Genomic DNA, 18,167 nt, shown 5'->3' on the forward strand with positions numbered 1-18,167 from the left:
CGCGAGTTTCAGGCTATCACGGAAGCGCGGTCGTCGACAGTTGACGAAGCGCGATAGCGGCGGATTGGCTTCTGCCGATGTCATAGAGATTTGCGCCGACCTACTTGGCGTAGATCATTCGTTGCTTACGGCGCGTACTCATAAATTAACCGCGTGAACCAATGTCCGCTTGTCCCCAATAGCGGCGCGAAAGTTGTCGGTCTTTCAAGAGGGGCCAAGCTCGGAAGTCGCTAGACCATTCGACTGGCTCACGAGGCCAAGTCGTCGAGCAACGCCTTGGCCTCTTTCAAATCGAGCGTGTCGAACCCTTCAGTGAACCAGCCGTAAACCGGAGCCAGCAGATCACGTGCCGCGGTGCGTTTGCCCTCATCGCGCCATAAGCGGGCAAGGCTCGTCGCTGCCCGGAGCTCAAGTGATTTCGCCCGTTGTTGCCGAGCGATCTGTAGGGACTTCAGCAGCCATTTGCTCCCTCCGAGCTGGCCGCGAGATAGTGCCACCAACCCTCGCACCCGGGAGATTTCCGCATCCCACCAGTGCTCGCCGCTTTGTGGCTGCGCCTTAATGAGTCCGCGTCCTAGTGGTCCCCAGGCTGCGGATGTAATAGCCTTGTGCCTGAACGGCTGACTTGATTTCGTTGCTAACCTTGAGAACTCGTTTTCGACTCTTGCGCCAGGTATGTGCAGAGTAAAGCGCAGGTACGGCAGAGCCTGTACTTAGAACGAGCAAGCCGCGCTTGTCATTGCGATAGACATCAAACATCGTTCGCCCCCGCTGACCATATTTGAACTAAGAATGAAATATGTTTCGGTTGTCTCAATGGCCGAGCTTAGTATTTCGGTCGGCTGTGCGGGTTGTAAATCTGCAACGCCAGCGACTTTCCTTCAGTTCGTTCCGGATACGGAACGAACTGAAGCAGGCCCCGGCCGCCGTCAAATTGCTGCGTATGCAACTACTTCAGTCACGATGTGTTTCGGATGTTGGGGCGGAATCGAGCAGGAAGCGGCAGCCGATTCGCCCGTGTGGTTGCTCGTGCACGGCAGCGCCGACACGTTACCGTGGGCGGCGATGCACCTGGCCCGGAGGCGATATAGCTACATCTTTCGCTGACTGCCTGTTCAGTAAGAATCACCTCACAAGCGCGATGAAGATCGTCGGCAAACCGGGCCTGATTGCAGCCATCCGCACCACTTAAAAGCGGGAAAGTGCGTCCAAAGGCGACGCCGCGCGTCGCTATATAGCAAGGGACAGAAGAACGACTTCAATGATGCCGAAGCGATTGCCGAAGCCGTGCAGCGCCCGACGATGAAGTTCGTGAAGACCAAGACTGCGGAGCAACTGGATCTGCAGGCGCTGCATCGGGTGCGCGAGCGGCTGGTGTCGCAGCCGTTAAAGGCTTCGGCTCACGCCTCATCTCGAGAACACTGGAAGACGATCTCCGAGGGACGGTTACTGTGTCCTACGGATCGAGCGGGCTCACTTGCCGTCTCACCGCCCCCGTTGCAAATCTAGAGACTTCACCAGTCTTTTACCCGAGCTACGTTGACCAAGGCCAAGACGAGGCGCCCGCTCGCGGCTCCGCCGGCATCGAGGCGAGTGTTCGCGAGACAATCTAGAACTTGCGGTATGGCCCCAAGCCGAAGAGCGCCTCAGTTAACGTGATGTCCGCTTTCGGTGGTAGAATGGGTGCCGAGTTGCACTCGCGTCGACCGTCGCTTTCGAGCCGTAGCAGATGAGGATTTTAGAACGTCTCCGTGGCGTGCGACTGCTCAATTGCGAGGACACGAAAGAGGCCAGCCGCGTCGGCCTATCGTGCGTCGGGACGTACTCCGATCTCGCCAATGAGCAGAATTATGGCCGAAAACTGTTCCCACAGATGACGTCGTATGAGATAGGATTGCTCATCCACGGAGCCAGGTTCGTCCGCTTCAGTAGCTAGTTGGCAAACTCTAAGACGCCCTGGGTGCAGTGAGGACATGCAATGAGCCATGACGTAGGAGCTTGGCTTGAGCATCTCGGACTCGGGCGATATGCCGAAACGTTCGCACAGAGCGGCGTCGATTTTGATCTGCTGCCGGATCTCAGTAACAGCGATCTGAAAGATCTCGGGATTGCAAGGCTAGGTGACCGCAAGCGTCTGCTCAGGGCAATCGCCGCGCTCATGCGGACCAAGCCCTTAGCGGCAATTCCTCCGAGCACATCCGAGGCGGAACGTCGTCAGCTGACGGTGATGTTCTGCGATCTCGTCGATTCTACCGCTCTCTCCAGCACTGTCGATCCCGAACAGCTGAGAGAATTACTGCTCGCCTATCAAGCAGCTTGCGTCGCCGTCATTGACCGCTATGACGGCCATCTCGCGAAATACCTTGGAGACGGTCTGCTGGTCTATTTCGGTCTTCCGCGTGCGCATGAGGATGACGCCCAACGTGCGGTGAGTGCTGGGCTGGATATTGTCGAGGCGGTCGTCCTGCTGAATCGAGACTTGTCCAAGAAATTCGGTATCGAGCTCAGTGTCCGCCTTGCCGTGCACACCGGGCTTGTCGTGGCAGGCGAGATGGGTGCGGGTGGCGCACGCGAGGAAATGGCGATTGTCGGTGAAACACCGAATGTTGCTGCGCGGCTACAGTCGCTGGCCGCCCCCAATGCCTTAGTGATCAGCTCCAGCACACAGCGGCTGGTCGCTGGCTTTTTCACCTACGAAGACATTGGTGTCCACCAGCTGAAAGGCGTCGCCCGTCCTGTGCAGGCGTGGCGCGTGACCGGCGAGCGTCTGACCGAGAGTCGTTTTGAGGCGCTGCATCCTGGCAGGCCATTCCCGCTGATCGGTCGCGAGGAAGAGGTCAATTTATTGCTGCGCCGCTGGGAGCAGGTGAATCAAGGCGAGGGCCAGGTCGTATTGCTCTGTGGGGAGCCTGGCATTGGCAAGTCGCGGATTGCCGAGGCGCTCATCGAGCGAATAGCGGACCTGCCGCATGCACGGTTGCGGTGCCAATGCTCGGCATATTTCGCGAACAGCGCGCTATATCCCTTCGCGCGCCAGTTGATACAGGCGGCCGGGTTCCTGCCAACCGATCCGCCCGCGATTAAATTGAACAAGCTCGAGCAGATGTTGACCGAATCTGGACAGGCAGTGCCCGAGAACGCTTCGCTGTTCGCAGGTTTGCTGTCGATCCCTGTTGCTTCGCACTATCCGAGGCTGGAGCTGACGGCAGAGACCCTTAAGCAGAGAACGGCGACAGCATTGGTCGATCGAATGCTTGGGTTGGCGACCCGGAAGCCGGTGCTGATCGTGGTGGAAGACGCGCATTGGATCGACGCTTCGAGCGCAGACTTAATAGCGGCCGCGATGGATCGTGTGCAGGATTCTCGGGTCCTGATCCTGATTACCTACCGACCCGACTACGTACCGCCATGGAGCGGCCGCCCCCATCTAACCATGCTTACGCTCAATCGGCTAAGCCCAGCGCAGGCAGCTGACATGGTTGGTGCGTTTGCTGCTACCGAAGCGCTGCCGGCGGAAATAATTCAACAGATCGTCGCAAAAGCGGACGGCGTGCCGCTTTTCATCGAGGAGCTGACCAAAGCGGTACTTGAGGCCGGCTTGGCCGACGGCGAAACTACTAGCGGGCGTGCCGGGCGACTGCAGCTCTCGGTTCCGGTGACGCTGCAGGACGCCCTCGTTGCGCGGCTGGACCGGACAGCCGGGACGAAGGAAGTCGCGCAAGTGGCGGCGGTGCTGGGCCGCGAATTCAGCGAGGCCCTCCTGACGGCTGTCTTGCCACCGAAGCGAGACGCACTGACCGCGGCCTTGGATGCGCTGGTTCACGCGGGACTACTGTTCCGCCGCGGCTTGCCCCCTCAAAACAACTACGTCTTCAAGCACGCGCTGGTGCAGGACGCCGCCTATGGAACCCTGCTCTTCACCACCAGACAGCAACTGCATGCGCGGACCGCCGACGTACTTGAGCAGCAATTCCCGGAGATTGCAGAAGCGGAGCCCCAACTGCTGGCACACCACTACGCGGCCGCCGGCATATACGATCGCGCGATCGCCTATTGGCAGCGGTCCGGCACGCGTGCGCGCGAACGTTCCAACTACGTCGAGGCTGAGCACGCCTTTACCGCGGCGGTCGCACTTGTGCCGCAACTGCCCGACCAGGCGCGGAAGCGTACTGAGCTTGACCTGCAGATGTCGCTAGGCGCAGTGTATCGTGCCCTCCGTGGCTCGGGCTCACTGCAGACTGAGATCAGCTATAGGCGTGCCCGCGCACTATGTGAGGAGATTGGCGACGCCGATCGGCTGTTGGAAGTCATGTATGGTCAGTTTGTCGGTGCTTTCAATCGGCCGAAGCTTCATGATGCCGAGCTCTATGCGAGCGAGTTCATGGAGGTTGCGCAGATTGACCAGAATGCTTCAGCGCTGAAGGTAGCAGAGTATTTGATTGGCAGCACAGCATTTTTGCTGGGTGACCTTGTGCGCGGTCGCCAACATTTGGAAGAGTCGCTGCGCGTCGATAACGTAGACCATGGGCGCGTCAATCGTTACTCGCACGGCCAGTATCCCACTTGGCCACTGACATACTTGGCATGGACCATGTTCGTGCTTGGATTTCCGAACCAGGGGCACGCTTTAGCCGCAGAAGCCATTGCGGCTTCAAGGAAGGGCTCAGAGTTCTACTATGCAATGGCACTTAGCAACGGTTGCTATCTGCATCATATGTGCGGAGATTGTGCGGCCGTGGAGGCGAACGTTGCTAGGCTGCTCGATCTTGCGGCGAAGAAAGGGGTCGTGTTCCGCGCGCAGATGCGCCTTTTCGAAGGCTGGACACGGGCTTGTCGCGGCGCACCCGAAGGTGGGATAGAGCTGATGCGTGACGCGCTGGCTAAGCTCGTCGCGACGGAGCAGAAGGTCGAGCATCCCTATAAGAGATCAATCCTGGCCGAGATTTGTCTGCAAGCCGGTCGGTGGTCGGAAGCGGAGGAACAGCTCGGCGAGGGACTACGCCTAGTGCGGGCCACGGACGAACGCTGGTATGAGGCGGAGTTACACCGACTTTCCGCCGAACTTGCGCTTGCAGAAGGGGACAAGGTGAATGCCGAGGTAAAATTCCGGCGAGCGCTCACGCTTGCGACGGCGCAGTCGGCGCGGATGTGGGAGCTACGCGCGGCGAAGGGACTTGCCCGGCTGTGGCGCGAAGCTGGCAAGATCGACGAGGCGCGTGCCCTACTGGCGCCGGTGCTCGGCAGCTTCACCGAAGGTTTCGACACGCGCGATCTCATCGAGGGCAGAGCACTCCTCGATGAGCTGGCCTGATGCACGGGAGCCAGTTTGGCGGGCCGGCGCCAGCTTCTCATGGTCTAGGTCCGTAGCTGGCCCATCAGCGAAGTCGCGGCATGCCTCGGTTAGGTCCGCTCGGTGAGGTTTGGCGGACCAGTGTTGCTCACGTTGTGTTGTTCCCATTTTCGCCCGAAGCGGACTACTTTCTAAACGCATCAAGTCATGCTGCCAGGCATGAAGCATCGAACGCGCGGATGGCCGTCAATGTAATGCCTCCAAACCATTGTACGGCCGAAACGGTTTGGTTGTGTGACAACGGCGCCGTCAGGCACGTCTACCCATTCGTTGTCGATGCGGACGCGGTAACGCCCGCGATTGGACTCCCAATCCACGTCGGAAACTATGTACCCGTCAAAATCGGTACAGCACTTTCCGAACTGGCTCTGCAAGCTTTCAAACCATGGCTTCAGCGGAGAGTTGTCGTGTCGGCCATCATCGCCCGCGAGCGCTCGCGTCACTAGCATCGCTAAACCGAGCAACAGCGCCCCAGCTTTTGCTGAAAACATCTCTTTGCTCCGCGATTGACGCCGTCCGGAGAACAAGATGGCGCTTACAGCTGCGACCCGGCGATGAGCGCGACAGCCACAATCTGCGATGCTTCGTCATGGGAGACCTTCGTCCCCGATGCGTACAGAAGTGGGTCCCCTAATTCGGGCAAAGGTTCAACAGCTGGACAACACAACTGAACGTAAGCGATGCTGCGGCTTTGCTCCGGGCAACTGGGGAGTGCGGCGCGGCTGACGACATCATCAACGAAGGGTTGAATGAGTGACCGTTACAAGTTCGACCAGGTCAATCAACCAGCACACCTTACGTAAGCAAGCGCTAAAACCGACGGTCTCTTTGTGCCGGTCTACCGCGAGGACTTACCCGTTCTAGAATGGGGTAAGCAATTGGTTGTAAACTAAGAAGCATACTCTTCAGATCTTTCATGGTCTTTGGCATCTTCGAAGTGCGGGAGTTGTCAACTTCACGCACTTCGGAAATTGGGGTAAGTGTGGGTTGTCAACCCGCATGATTAATCCTCGGCGATCACAAGTATTTAGCCTCACTTCAACCAACACCGATCCGAATGGACCCGACGCGGTAATGTTCATTCGAGCCGGATGTGCCGCTCAAACGTTTAGAGTGGATCAGCTCTACTGACGCACCTTCGCCCGCTGAGCTCCGCCTGCGACACCGTGCTACTCTTCGTTTGGTCTGTAACTCTTGCTGGAGCGTTCCTCAGGGCATACCCTGCTCGCTCGCAAAGGTTCGGTCTCAGTCATATTCACCGCTACGCCGATTCCAGCGCCAAGCCAATGTCCATCGGCGGCGGCAAAGAGTTCGTTTTTATCAACCAAGCCATGGCAGCCTCGAACGAGGCTGGAAACCCTGTACTCAACAACATGGGTGGACGCTGCCAGCTGAGCCGACTTACGGATTCGTCTGCAAAGACCGCAGAGATTCACGGGTTCTGTACTTACGTCGACAAGGACGGCGATCAGTTGTTCGAGCAGTGCGACTGGATGCCTGGATTCCCCAACAATTGCAATATCACTGGTGGAACGGGGAAATTTGAAGGTCTCCAGGCTGCGCTCGTCGTCACCATAGACCCGCTTAAGAGCAACTTCGAAGGCGTCAGTCAGGTCATTGGCCACAAGAAGGGAACGTACAAGTTCGCTAAGACGAACTGAGCCAACCAAGCTTGGGCAGCTACATACGTTCGAAACCGATGCCCGGATAATCGCTTGGCCTGGAGCATTTACGCGATATCTGCGGCTGAGGCAATTCTGATAGTACCACGAGTTTTGGTTGCCCCTGGCAGGTGCCGCCGCTGCTTGGCCGCGCGGGAGCAGAGCGGAGGCCGCTCGACTGCCGAACGACAGACGCGATGACCCAAAGCTGATATCGAGCGACGCAGGCCACTCGTGGAAACGTGAACTCCTTCACTCGCAATCTGCCGGTCATCCCACGCTAGTTTGACTAAGGCTGGGTTGTTCTCAAGAGGAGGAAGCTGAAATGCGTGAACCAAACGTCGAAAAATTGAACGCGCTGGTAGGAAAGCTGGTCGGCGACCTTGGCATCTCACTTGGCGGTGCAAGCATACTGCTCGGCGATCGCCTCGGGCTCTACAAGGCGATGGCGGATGGTGCCGTGATCACTCCGTCCGAGCTTGCGAAGAAGACCGGACTGCATGAGCGTTACTTGCGCGAATGGCTGTCCGGGCAGGCCGCCTCAGGATACATCGACTACCATCCGGAAAAAAATGCATTCTCACTCTCGGCGGAGCAGGCCATGGCTTTCGCCGAAGAGGGGTCGCCAGCCTTCTTTGCGGGCGCATTCGATGTCGTGCAGTCCACGTACCTCGACGAACCCAAAGTCGCCGATGCGTTTCGAACCGGGAAAGGCCTTGGTTGGCACGAGCATTCGCAATGTCTGTTCTCTGGCACCGAACGCTTCTTCAGGCCGGGCTATAACGCCAATCTAGTTTCGAACTGGATTCCCACGCTCGAAGGCGTCGAAGCGAAACTGAAAGCCGGTGCCAAGGTGGCCGATGTCGGATGCGGCCACGGCGCCTCTACGATTGTGATGGCGCAGGCCTACCCCAATTCAGAGTTCTTCGGGTTCGATTACCACAAGCCTTCGGTCGAACGGGCGAAGGTCCTGGCGCAAGAAGCGGGAGTTGGAGATCGCATCACGTTCGCGCAGGCCAGCGCCAAGGATTTTCCGGCTAAAGACTATGATCTGGTGGCGTTCTTCGATTGCCTGCATGACATGGGCGATCCCGTCGGGGCAGGCAAACATGTCAAGGAAACACTAGGCAAGGACGGGGCGTGGATGATCGTCGAGCCGTTTGCTCATGACAATCTCAAGGATAATCTCAACCCGGTCGGATGCATCTTCTATCACGCCTCGACATTCATTTGCACGCCGGCATCGCTCTCGCAAGAAGTGGGGTTGGGTCTCGGTGCGCAGGCGGGTGAAAACAGATTGCGTCAGGTGGCGACTGAAGCGGGCTTCAGGCGCTTCCGCCGCGCGACCGAGACGCCGTTCAATATGATCTTCGAAGTGCGTTCTTGAGGCACCGGATCCACAGTGCGCATCAGTCCGGGTGTTTGCGGGAAAGCGGCTCTTAGAGCCTGCATTCACTCGGGACCTACGTCCGCTTCGGTGCCCTCCGCGGCCATGTCGCTGGCCGAATGTTGGTCGGCTTGTCGGGAAGCGGTGATCGGGAACCTCTACGGCGCAAATTGACCCGTATGACACGCCGTCTAAGCAATGCATTGTTCAAAGGCCAAGCTCGTGCCTTGTGTTCTTAGGACGGCGACGGCCGAAGAGCTGCGGAGCGTGTCGCGGCGAGTTCACCATTGAAGCATGTGAGCTGCAGTCTAGTTCAATCACGCTGGCCGAAGAGATAGGCAGAATTCACGCCCCAATCGGACCGATGCCGGGAATTGTCGCAATGCGCCTCCTGATCTCATCCTCGCGATGCCACTTCATCAGCTTGGCCTCGATCTTCGCTAGGCGGGCTTCAACCGGCATACTCGTCCGCCTGAAATCGGAAGAGATCCCGCGCCATTTCCGGCAGGCTATCGTCTTCCAGCACACGTTTGATGAGTGCGGCTACGTTCTGTCGGCCAGCGGGGCCGACGATACCAAACTCAGCGGCATAGCTTCTGAAAGCATTGGAGAGCTGATACTTCACGGTGACCAGGCGTTCTCGGACGGTCATCAACATGCAAGCCGCTTGCTGTTCCTTCGATTTTACCGGTACGAACCGCATGCTGGGCCGGGTGACCGACTCGCACAGCGCTTCGGCGTCGGCCGCGTCGTTTTTGCCGCGCTTCACGTAGGCCTTCACATACTGAGGTGAGATTAGCTTTACCTCGTGTCCAAACGATTGCAGCAGGCGCCCCCAATGATGCGAGCTGCCGCAAGACTCTATGGCGACGAGAACTGGCGGAATCCGTTCGAAGTAGCGGATCATCTCGGCTCGCCGAAACTGACGCCGAACGACCACTTCCTCATTCTCATCAACACCGTGAAGCCGTTTTGCGAAGCCTGCCGCCGGTCGACCGCCAAGCGCCAGGCCAAGGTGATGGACAATAGAGTCCAGCCTCGCCGTGCGTCGCGCTGATGGAGCCAGCATCTCATCAAAACGCTCAGTGAAGATCTGGCGTCCGCACCGGACGGCGTCGCAGCGGAAGCGACGGGCGACCACCAGGAGCTCTACGACCCGCCCGGACAGCGGCAGATCGGTCACGCGTCGCTGATACCGGCTATGGATACGCCGCGAAACCGTCCCGCACGATGGACACAAGCCGTCAGTTCCGGATGCCCGGACCGTGATGACGGCCTTATCACCCTCGTAGCACGCACTCTCTACAAGAAACCCACGCGGCACCAGACTGGAGCGGTGGAGCGCTTGCTGCATGGCGCTGATTCTCCTCCAATCAAAACGCCAGACATCCCTCGAATTGCATCAAAAGTGATGGTGTGGAACGGCCCTTCGAACCGGCATCAAAAGTGCCTAACGTGGTCGCCTGGAGAGGCGGCCAAGGGAAGGACCGTTCCATGGAGAAGATTATCACGGTGGGTTTGGATTTGGCCAAGTCGATCTTTCAAGTTCACGGCATCGCCGAAAACGGGGAAGTCTGGTTCGTCGCACATTGCGGCGATCGCAGGTTCTGCCCTTCTTTCGGAGCCTTCCAGCTTGCTTGGTAGGTATGGAGGCCTGTGCGAGCGCCCATCACTGGGCACGCGAGATAGCGGCGCTGGGCCACGCTGTCCGCATGATGCCGCCAGCCTACGTGAAGCCTTACGTCAAACGAAACAAGACCGACGTGGCGGATGCTGAAGCCATTTGTGAGGCGGTCACCCGCCCGACAATGCGGTTCGTACCGGTGAAGACTGCCGAACAACAAGCGGCCAGCATGATTTTGCGAACGCGAGAACTGCTGATGAGGCAGCGCAGCCAGACTGCAAATGCCCTACGTGCTCATATGGCCGAATTGGGCATTATCGCCGGCACAGGCATGGCAAGCATCGCAAAACTCCTGGTTCTTCTCCGGGACGAAAAAGACAATAGGATCCCCGGCGCCGCCCGCTTTGCCCTGATCCTATTCGCTGAACAGATTGAGCTGCTTACAACCCGCATAGAGAAGCTCGACAGAGAGATTTTGGTTGCCGTCAGAAAGGACCCCGATGCAAGGCGTCTGATGAGCATTCCGGGTGTCGGTCCTCTCATCGCCGCTACCGTTCGGACATCGGTTTTGGATGCTCGCAATTTTGCGACTGCACGAGATTTTGCGGCTTGGACGGGGCTCACACCGAGGGCACAGTCGAGCGGCGGAAAAGAAAGGCTCGGCGCGATATCAAAGGGTGGAAATCGGCAACTACGGACGCTCTTGATCGTTGGTGCGACCTCTATCATCAAGCTTGCTAAACGAGGCTTGAAAGTCCCGCTCTGGATTCGGACCATGCTGCAAAGACGGCCGGTCAAGGTCGTATCGGTGGCGCTCGCCAATAAGATTGCGCGCACGATCTGGGCCTTGCTGGTCAGAGGCGGCATCTATCAGGCGCCGGCCGCAATGCTGAAATCCTAATCTTAAGAGCTCTCCGGCGGAAGAAGAAAGCTGCCGAGGAGGCAAGGTGCAAGTCTGGATGACCCCCGAATGACGTCATTCCCGGTAGCAATCAGACCGCCTGACTCACTGCGCTTCGAGCGCGAGAGATTGATTGGGCGATTGCTTCCGCGGATATCATCGTGGCCAGCGGCCAGGCGCCGCTTCACAGGCCGAACATATGACAGCACCGTCATCCCTTGTTCAACCAGAGAAAGATCTTGCAGCCCGGGTCGTTCCACATATGAGTCAGAGCCCCTTTTGGATGCCGATAGGGGGTCCCAGTCGAACGCCGATTGACAGCCAGCCTCTTCGCAGCAATATCTCCTCTCCGTCGAGGTAGCCGCGGTCGGCGACTGCCTCGAGTTTGTCCACTCCGAGCACTTCTTTGGCTTGCTTCGACATCCGAGCAAGCTGCCCTCGGTCGTTGCCGACATTTATGACTCGGGCGTAATAATCATATGGTGTTCGGTGCCCAATCCTCTTCGGTGCCCAATCCTCTAGACATTCCGGCAAGAGCGTCAGCTGGGATCTGTCCGCGCCTTCAACGAAGCGTCCCATCCGTGTCCTGCATCAGGAAACGGAGGAATCGTAGCCGGCTCGTGGCTTTTCACACAGCCAGGGTCACAATGCGAAGAACTCAAACTGAGCATATTCAGTCCGCCGTGCCTCAATAAGCGGACCTCGTCGAGCGACGCTGCCACTTCGCCGAAGGGCCATTAGCAGACGAGCAAACTTGATTCCCTAGCGGCGTGGAGGAGCTTTAGGGGAAAGCCACCATCCGTTGGGAAATGGCTCAAGCAGCGCCCCGTCGATTGGATTGTGGTTCTCAGAGGGACTGACAGCTCCTACATCTCTGCTTGCTGGCGGGTAGCGATGGAGCGAACAGACAGGGCGCCGAAATCGCGGCCTCGACGGCGACGCCAAGCATGGCGTCTAGAGCGCCATGGAGACGCACCGCGGGCGCTTCGCTCTGCATCTTCGACTAGACCTCGAAGATTCTCTAATTCTGAGAGCTGAGAGGCGAGCTCGCCCAGTCGTTGGAGATAAAGCATTGCGCGAGAGCTTCGCATAAATGTTCTCCACAGTCAAAAAACACTACTAGGACTGCTGCCGAGCAAACGGGAAAAGTGGCAATCTACTGCGGGCACGTTCACCTTTCAATACGTCAGGGTTACTGCCTCAGCGAGGGCAAACGCGTTTCGAGCTGCTTCAACAGCGAAAAATGACAGCCTAGGGTCAAAAGCTGACGCTCGACCGGCGCTTGGCAGTGTCAACTTGGGGCCACTTTCCAGCCACTCACCCTCAGGGCGACGGCACGCTCCCACCAAAGAGCGGCCAGCGAGCCAACAGCGCGTAGAGCAGGGCGGCGGGTAGGGCCACCCAGATAAGAGCCGTCGCGATAGAAACCCGGTGCCAATCCATGGACCGCAGCATACCACTATCCAAAGCCATAAAGGCAGTCGGCGACTTAAGGCTGGAAGCCCTTTTGTCGACTGTGATGAAGGTAATCGGGATCAAACTCGGCCAATTTTTCTAGGGCATTACGGTCGAGAATTTCAACAATAAAAAGGCCGACAACCTCTAGCCGAGCTGTCAGCTCGCAGGAAAGATGGGCCACTCTTGCGAGTGCATCTCGCGAACCGAGGTTTCCGACCCACTCACGAAAGATCGCCGCGTCAACGAGCGTCTGACGCCACAGCGTGTGCATCAATGTTGCAGATGCGAGTACGGCAGTTTGGAGCACGGAGTGCGGCACAAATGCTATCGTGGAAGGTCCGACGCTGCGAAGGTCATGGTCCATCCTCGGCAGGAGAAGAGTGTGGAGATCCGGCAGATCTCCGGGCACATGAATTGAAAGAATTTGGTTCCGATCGGCAATCACCTTTTCACGGGTCAACACGCCGCGCATGACCGCGGCGCACTGCGTCGCCATATCACCCTGACGCAGGACGTAAGCGCCGTGTTCGAATGTCCTGACGGTTGAGGGAAGCGCAAGCAGCCGTTGACCGTCCTCTTGGGTAAGATCGGCCGTCGCCGCCAGCCGCGCGATCAATCTTGTGTAGGGCATCGAGTGCGTTCCGCTTGTTTGGGCGGGAGCGTAGTGCACTCTCGATCGCTTGGCAGGCCCTAGCGACTACCCACGGTAGCACGCCTTTATTTTGGAAGGCGGGTTCGTTTGGGCCGAACCCGGGAAATTAGCTTCAGGCCAGGTCCTCCCACTAGGGGCCCAAACATTCAATAGAGACGGCGGCGGAGGCTCTCAGAACGATTTGGCTCGCGGCGTCGCGAACTTCGATCTTGGTCACGCCTGTTCTGTGTTTGCGCGCGTCGTCGAGTATGGCCTGGGCCAATGATTCCAGGGCCAGCTTTTCGACAGCAACCCGATCGGCAAGCTCGATCCCTTCGTCGTCGATCGTGATGTCGTTTCCACGGTGAGTATCAAAGTAGAAAGCCGGCATGTCCGTTTAATCAGCCTATTGCAGCAAAGTTCCAATAGCGCCGACTGCTGGCAAGTCTTCGCGCGCCGGCCGATCAAGGGACCGACCGTCGGCCAGCAGCTCGCCAGCGCGCTGCAAAATCCTGGAGTCCGCTAGGAGCGGCTATCGGACTCCAGCTGAGTCGTTAGGTAAATTTGCTCGGGGCGCGAATGGACTGTGCAGCCCCGAGCTAATGGTCAATCCCAAGTTACGCGTCCTTCAACCTTGATCGCAAATCGGCTATTGAACACGTGAGCCGCTTGAACGTCTCGGCTGCGCGCTTCCTGTCTCTCCCCCGAGCAACAAGAAGGCTGATCTCCATCAGCCTAATGCTTGCTCGCTCAATGCGGGCCAGTCGCTGGCCATAAGTGTTATCCTCGTCAGAAAGTTCTAGATCCAACTTCTCGGTGAGGCCTGTTAGGCGGGAAGCGAACTCCTCTGGCGAAAGGTCGTGGACGGGGCATGGAAATTGTAAGATTCTATCGTGTTCCATTCGGGCCTCCGGCGATGGTACGACAGCCGAGAGGCTTTGGATCAGTCCGCTATCCCCTTGGCCCGGGGAAATGCATTTGACGCCGTGACGCTATAAATGTGGAACGTTTCCTGAGGCCGGACTTTAACTTTCCCCTCCTTCCGAGTTCAATCGAAATGCACACGGCTGCCGCCCCGCGTTCCCCGAGCCTCGATCTGCTAGTCAATTCCATTGTTGACTATGCCATCTTCATGCTGGATGCCGAGGGCGTGGTCCGAAGCTGGAACAAAGGGGCTGAGCGGCTTAAAGGCTATCTTGCTGACGAGATCATAGGGAAGTCTTTCTCGACCTTTTACACGGCGGAAGATCGAGAAAAGGACCTCCCCAGAAAGGCTTTGGCAACGGCTGCAGCGACGGGGCGCTTTGCTTCAGAGGGGTGGCGGGTCAGAAAAGATGGCTCTCGCTTCTGGGCCCTCGTCGTCCTTGACGCTATACGTGCCGACGACGGCGGCCTGATCGGGTTTGCGAAGGTCACGCGCGACATCACCGAACGGCAGCAAGCTCATAACGACCTACTGGAAAGCGAGCGACGCTATCGCCGGCTCGTTGAGGCCGTTGTCGACTACGCTATCTTCCAGCTGGACATCTCAGGTCATGTCGCGACGTGGAACCCCGGCGCCGAGCGTATCAAAGGGTATCGGCCGGAAGAGATCATCGGTCGGCATTTCAGCACGTTCTACACGCCTGAGGATCTTGAAAAGGAAGTGCCGAAAACGGCATTGGCCGAGGCTGCCGCACAGGGCCGCTTCGAGGCCGAGGGCTGGCGCATGCGAAAGGATGGCACCCGCTTCTGGGCTTCAGTGGTTATCGACCGGATTACCGACGAAAACGGTGCAATCGTCGGCTTTGCTAAGATCACGCGCGATCTGACCGAGCGGAAGCAGGCGCAGGAAGAGCTCCAACGTGTCCAAGATCAGCTTGCCGCCTCGCAGAAGCTCGAAGCCATCGGACAGCTAAGCGGCGGCATTGCTCACGACTTCAACAACCTGCTCATGATCGTCCTCGGCAACCTTGAAAATGCGGAGCGAAGCAGCCGCAATGTCGGAGGGCCAAACCTCCAGCGCGCACTGGCGAACGCGAAGCGCGGCGCGCAAAGGGCTGCGGCGCTAACCAGCCGGTTGCTCGCCTTCTCGCGCCGCCAGGCGCTCGACCCGAAACCGATCAACCTCAACAGCTTCTTGAGCGGTTTGCAGGAATTTCTTCAGCGCACGCTTGGCGAACGCATTGAAGTGCAGACCGTCGGCAGCGCAGGCCTCTGGCAGATCGAGGCAGACCTGAACCACCTGGAATCTACGATTGTCAATCTCGCGATCAATGCCCGTGACGCGATGCCAAGTGGTGGAAAGCTAACTATCGAGGCTACGAACGTCTCTGCCGACGAGGGCTATTCACGGGCCAACCCGGAGCTGTCCGTCGGACAGTATGTTATCATCTGCGTGAGTGACACAGGATCTGGCATGACTGCTGAGGTTCTAAACCATGCATTCGAGCCATTCTTCACAACCAAGGACCCGGGCCAGGGGACCGGCCTTGGGCTGAGCCAGGTCTATGGCTTCGTGAAGCAGTCTGGCGGACATGTGAAAATCTACAGCGAGGTGGGAGAAGGCACGAGCATCCGGATGTACTTCCCTCGCTACGCCGGCAATAACCCGCAGCCTGCTCCGGAAGGAGACGACGAACTCATATCGGAAGGCAGCTCGGTCGAAACGATTCTCGTCGTCGAAGATGATCCCGACCTTAGAGGTTACATCTCGGACGTGTTGCGCGAGCTCAATTACCAAGTTCTGTCCGCCGGCAGCGCGCAGGCTGCTTTGACAATCCTGTTACAGGAGAATCACCATGTTGATCTCCTTCTCACCGACGTGGTCATGCCCGGCATCAACGGACGCGAGTTGGGAAGACGCGCGCAGGAGATCAGACCCCATCTCAGGATTCTCTACATGACCGGCTATTCGCGCAACGCGGTCGTTCACCATGGGCGGCTTGATGATGGCGTTGACCTTCTGGAAAAGCCCGTCACTCAGGCCAGATTGGCGCTAAAGGTCCGCGAAATTTTGGATCGAAACTAAGACTGGTCGGGCACTCCATCAGCTTATGCCAAGCAGGGCCACGGTCCGCTTTGGGTCGATTTTGTTGCAAAAAGTCGGTTGAGACAGACCGCGAAGCGTGATTCCGTTATGTGACGCGATTCTCGGCGAGGTCGATTCATGATGGGCCGTCTGAAGAGTGACCAAGGTCAACTGTTCTAAGAGTTTCGTCTTGGCGACGCGGTTCCGGAAGATCATCTGGTGCGAAGGATCGATGCTGCTCTCGATCTGTCCTGGCTTCGCGGCGCGAACTTGCATCTCACTATTCGTCGATGGGGCGCCCCTCGATTGATCCGGAATTGATGATCCGGATGCTGGGCGTGGGGTATGTCTTTTCGATCCGCGCCGAACGGCTGATCTGCCGTGAAGTGCAGGTGAACCTCGCCTATCGCTGGTTTTGCGGGCTCGGCATCGAGGACGCTATCCCGGATCAGTCTGCGTTCTCGCGCGCCCGCAACGAGCGCTTCCGCGATGGCGATGTTCTCCGCCGCGTGTTCGAACGGATCGTCGAGACATGCATGGATTTGGTTGGTGGCGAGGGATTTGCAGTCGATGCGAGCCTGAATGCGGCCGACGCGAACAAGCAGCGCTCGATCGCAGGTCCGGACTGGCGCAGGGATCGCGATCCAGCCAAGTCTAGACGCGCGGTGAAGGAGTATCTGGCGACCCTCAACGATACGGCGTGGGGCGCCGCCAGCGATGTCATCGCGAAGTTTATTTCGCCATCCGGTCCGGCAGCGCAATGGACCGGGGCTCACAAGGGGGCGGCATTCTTCGCGTACTCCGATAACTATCTCATCGACGTGAAGTTCGGTGTCATCGTTGATGTTGAGGCCTCCCGCGCCATTCGCCAGGCCGAGGTCGGCGCAGCAAAGACCATGGTCGAACGGACCGAGGAGCGCTTCGGTCTCAAGCCAGAACGGCTAATCGGAGATACCGCATACGGAGCTGCTCCGATGCTGAACTGGCTGGTCGAGGAGAAGGGCATCGCGCCGCATATCCCTGTGTTCGATAAGTCGAAGCGGGATGACGGTACCTTCTCGCGGAGCGACTTTCGATATGACCCGGCCGGCGACGTCTATCACTGCCCGGGTGGTAAGCAGCTTGGGACAAGCGGTACCGTGCATGAAGGCAAGACGCTGCTGTATCGAGCAAGCAAGCTCGACTGCGATGTATGCCCGCTTAAATCGCAGTGCTGTCCAAAAGAACCATCGCGCAAGATCCCGCGCGACATCCATGAATACGCCCGAGACGTTGCCCGGTCGATTGCCGACACCGAAGACTTTGAGAAGTCACGGCGTGAGCGCAAGACGATCGAAATGCGGTTCGCACACTTGAAGCGCATCCTGAAGCTCGGTCGGCTCCGACTGCGGGGACCAAGAGGCGCTCAGGACGAGTTTGTTCTTGCTGCCATCGCCCAGAACCCGCGGCGGCTCGCGTGGCTGGGCGCTCGTCCGCCACCTGCTCGGGCTCTGTGCATTGCGTAGCGTTCGAGTTGGGTAGAGAGCGTCAGGGCCGGCGGATCAAAGCCGGTTGTGCTTAGAGAAATGGCCGAACGATCCATCGCTAACAGCCGACTTTTGCAACAAAATCGGCCAATAAGGGACATTGTGGCGACCCGCGCGCAGAGGTCGAGCTATGGGTGTCTTAAAAGAGGCAAGACTAGCTATAGCTTCGGCTTGCTTTCTCTGAGCTCGTGGCCAAGGTAACAATTGTTAGCTGCTTGTGCACGGGCAAGCGTTTGCGAGGGCATCTCACCAAAAGTGCGACGGTAAACGCGCGAAAAATCGCCCAAGTGCCAAAAGCCATTGGCAAGAGCCGCCGCCTTGACGCTAAACGCGCCCGTCGAAAGTTGCAGCCGCGCCTCTGATAACCTCTTCCGACGAAGATAGGAATGCAAGCCCATGCCGCAGACAGAGACCGATGCCGAGTGCAACGTTCGCACCGACGTGCCAATGTGCTGAGCTAATTCTTTGCTGTACAGCGGTCTCGATGGCGGCAGTACGCTGACCAACTGGTCTAGCTCTGCAATGATTGCATTATACCGGTTAAGCGACGGAAGCGGGCCCGTTCGCATCACTCCCTCAACTAAATGATCTGGTTATGTGCGACAACATCATAGTCGCT

General features: G+C 58.2%; 10 protein-coding genes and 5 pseudogenes. 7 read left to right on the forward strand and 8 right to left on the reverse strand.

Translation table 11 applies throughout. The features are described from left to right. Positions 1 to 248 precede the first annotated feature (248 nt). Complete coding sequence (locus tag C7G42_RS07720; RefSeq protein WP_147250235.1) at positions 249 to 497, reverse strand: hypothetical protein; 249 nt, start codon at positions 495 to 497, stop codon at positions 249 to 251. Positions 498 to 558: 61 nt separating this feature from the next. Further along, a complete protein-coding gene (locus tag C7G42_RS35730) occupies positions 559 to 759 on the reverse strand; it encodes a hypothetical protein (RefSeq protein ID WP_106948347.1) in 201 nt (66 codons plus the stop codon). Between the two features lie 474 nt (positions 760 to 1,233). On the opposite strand from C7G42_RS35730, the pseudogene C7G42_RS07730 reads away from it, so the two are divergent. Together C7G42_RS07730 and C7G42_RS07745 are read left to right on the forward strand one after the other, a co-directional pair. Beyond that, positions 1,234 to 1,383, forward strand: a pseudogene (locus C7G42_RS07730) (IS110 family transposase); the annotation flags it as partial. Positions 1,384 to 1,978: 595 nt separating this feature from the next. Next, complete coding sequence (locus C7G42_RS07745) at positions 1,979 to 5,311, forward strand: AAA family ATPase (RefSeq protein WP_106948349.1); 3,333 nt, start codon at positions 1,979 to 1,981, stop codon at positions 5,309 to 5,311. A 179-nt stretch (positions 5,312 to 5,490) separates the two neighbouring features. Here the strand turns inward: C7G42_RS07745 and C7G42_RS07750 are convergent, their stop codons facing one another. Further along, a complete protein-coding gene (locus tag C7G42_RS07750) occupies positions 5,491 to 5,841 on the reverse strand; it encodes a hypothetical protein (protein WP_106948350.1) in 351 nt (116 codons plus the stop codon). A gap of 795 nt (positions 5,842 to 6,636) precedes the next feature. Here C7G42_RS07750 and C7G42_RS07755 point away from each other — a divergent pair. Then, the gene (locus tag C7G42_RS07755) at positions 6,637 to 7,011 is read left to right on the forward strand and encodes a hypothetical protein (RefSeq protein WP_245427574.1); all 375 of its coding nucleotides are present in this window, start codon (positions 6,637 to 6,639) and stop codon (positions 7,009 to 7,011) included. A gap of 325 nt (positions 7,012 to 7,336) precedes the next feature. Beyond that, positions 7,337 to 8,398: a class I SAM-dependent methyltransferase gene (locus tag C7G42_RS07760; protein WP_106948351.1), complete on the forward strand. Its 1,062-nt coding sequence runs from the start codon at positions 7,337 to 7,339 to the stop codon at positions 8,396 to 8,398. Positions 8,399 to 9,035: 637 nt separating this feature from the next. On the opposite strand, the pseudogene C7G42_RS36300 reads toward C7G42_RS07760, so the two are convergent. Together C7G42_RS36300 and C7G42_RS35200 are read right to left on the reverse strand one after the other, a co-directional pair. Further along, positions 9,036 to 9,407: pseudogene (locus C7G42_RS36300) on the reverse strand (hypothetical protein); the annotation flags it as partial. Positions 9,408 to 9,521: 114 nt separating this feature from the next. After that, positions 9,522 to 9,752 (reverse strand): annotated as a pseudogene (locus tag C7G42_RS35200) (transposase family protein); the annotation flags it as partial. 140 nt (positions 9,753 to 9,892) lie between these two features. Between C7G42_RS35200 and C7G42_RS07770 the strand changes: the two are divergent. Further along, positions 9,893 to 10,923 (forward strand): annotated as a pseudogene (locus C7G42_RS07770) (IS110 family RNA-guided transposase). Positions 10,924 to 12,412: 1,489 nt separating this feature from the next. Here the strand turns inward: C7G42_RS07770 and C7G42_RS07780 are convergent. Beyond that, on the reverse strand, positions 12,413 to 13,012 hold the full coding sequence (locus C7G42_RS07780) for a Crp/Fnr family transcriptional regulator (protein ID WP_106948353.1): 600 nt from the start codon (positions 13,010 to 13,012) through the stop codon (positions 12,413 to 12,415). A 151-nt stretch (positions 13,013 to 13,163) separates the two neighbouring features. Then, a complete protein-coding gene (locus tag C7G42_RS07785; protein WP_106948354.1) occupies positions 13,164 to 13,403 on the reverse strand; it encodes a DUF6894 family protein in 240 nt (79 codons plus the stop codon). Between the two features lie 666 nt (positions 13,404 to 14,069). On the opposite strand from C7G42_RS07785, the gene C7G42_RS07795 reads away from it, so the two are divergent. Further along, positions 14,070 to 16,022, forward strand: a complete 1,953-nt coding sequence (locus tag C7G42_RS07795) for a hybrid sensor histidine kinase/response regulator (protein ID WP_106948356.1) — start codon at positions 14,070 to 14,072, stop codon at positions 16,020 to 16,022. Between the two features lie 138 nt (positions 16,023 to 16,160). Continuing rightward, a pseudogene (locus C7G42_RS07800) lies at positions 16,161 to 17,527 on the forward strand (transposase). Positions 17,528 to 17,706: 179 nt separating this feature from the next. Here C7G42_RS07800 and C7G42_RS07805 read toward each other — a convergent pair. Next, positions 17,707 to 18,117, reverse strand: coding sequence for a helix-turn-helix transcriptional regulator (locus C7G42_RS07805; protein WP_106948357.1), 411 nt, complete (start codon positions 18,115 to 18,117; stop codon positions 17,707 to 17,709). Between the last annotated feature and the right edge of the window lie 50 nt (positions 18,118 to 18,167).

Origin of the sequence: Bradyrhizobium sp. MOS003, assembly GCF_003020125.1 — a bacterium.
GTDB lineage: Bacteria > Pseudomonadota > Alphaproteobacteria > Rhizobiales > Xanthobacteraceae > Bradyrhizobium.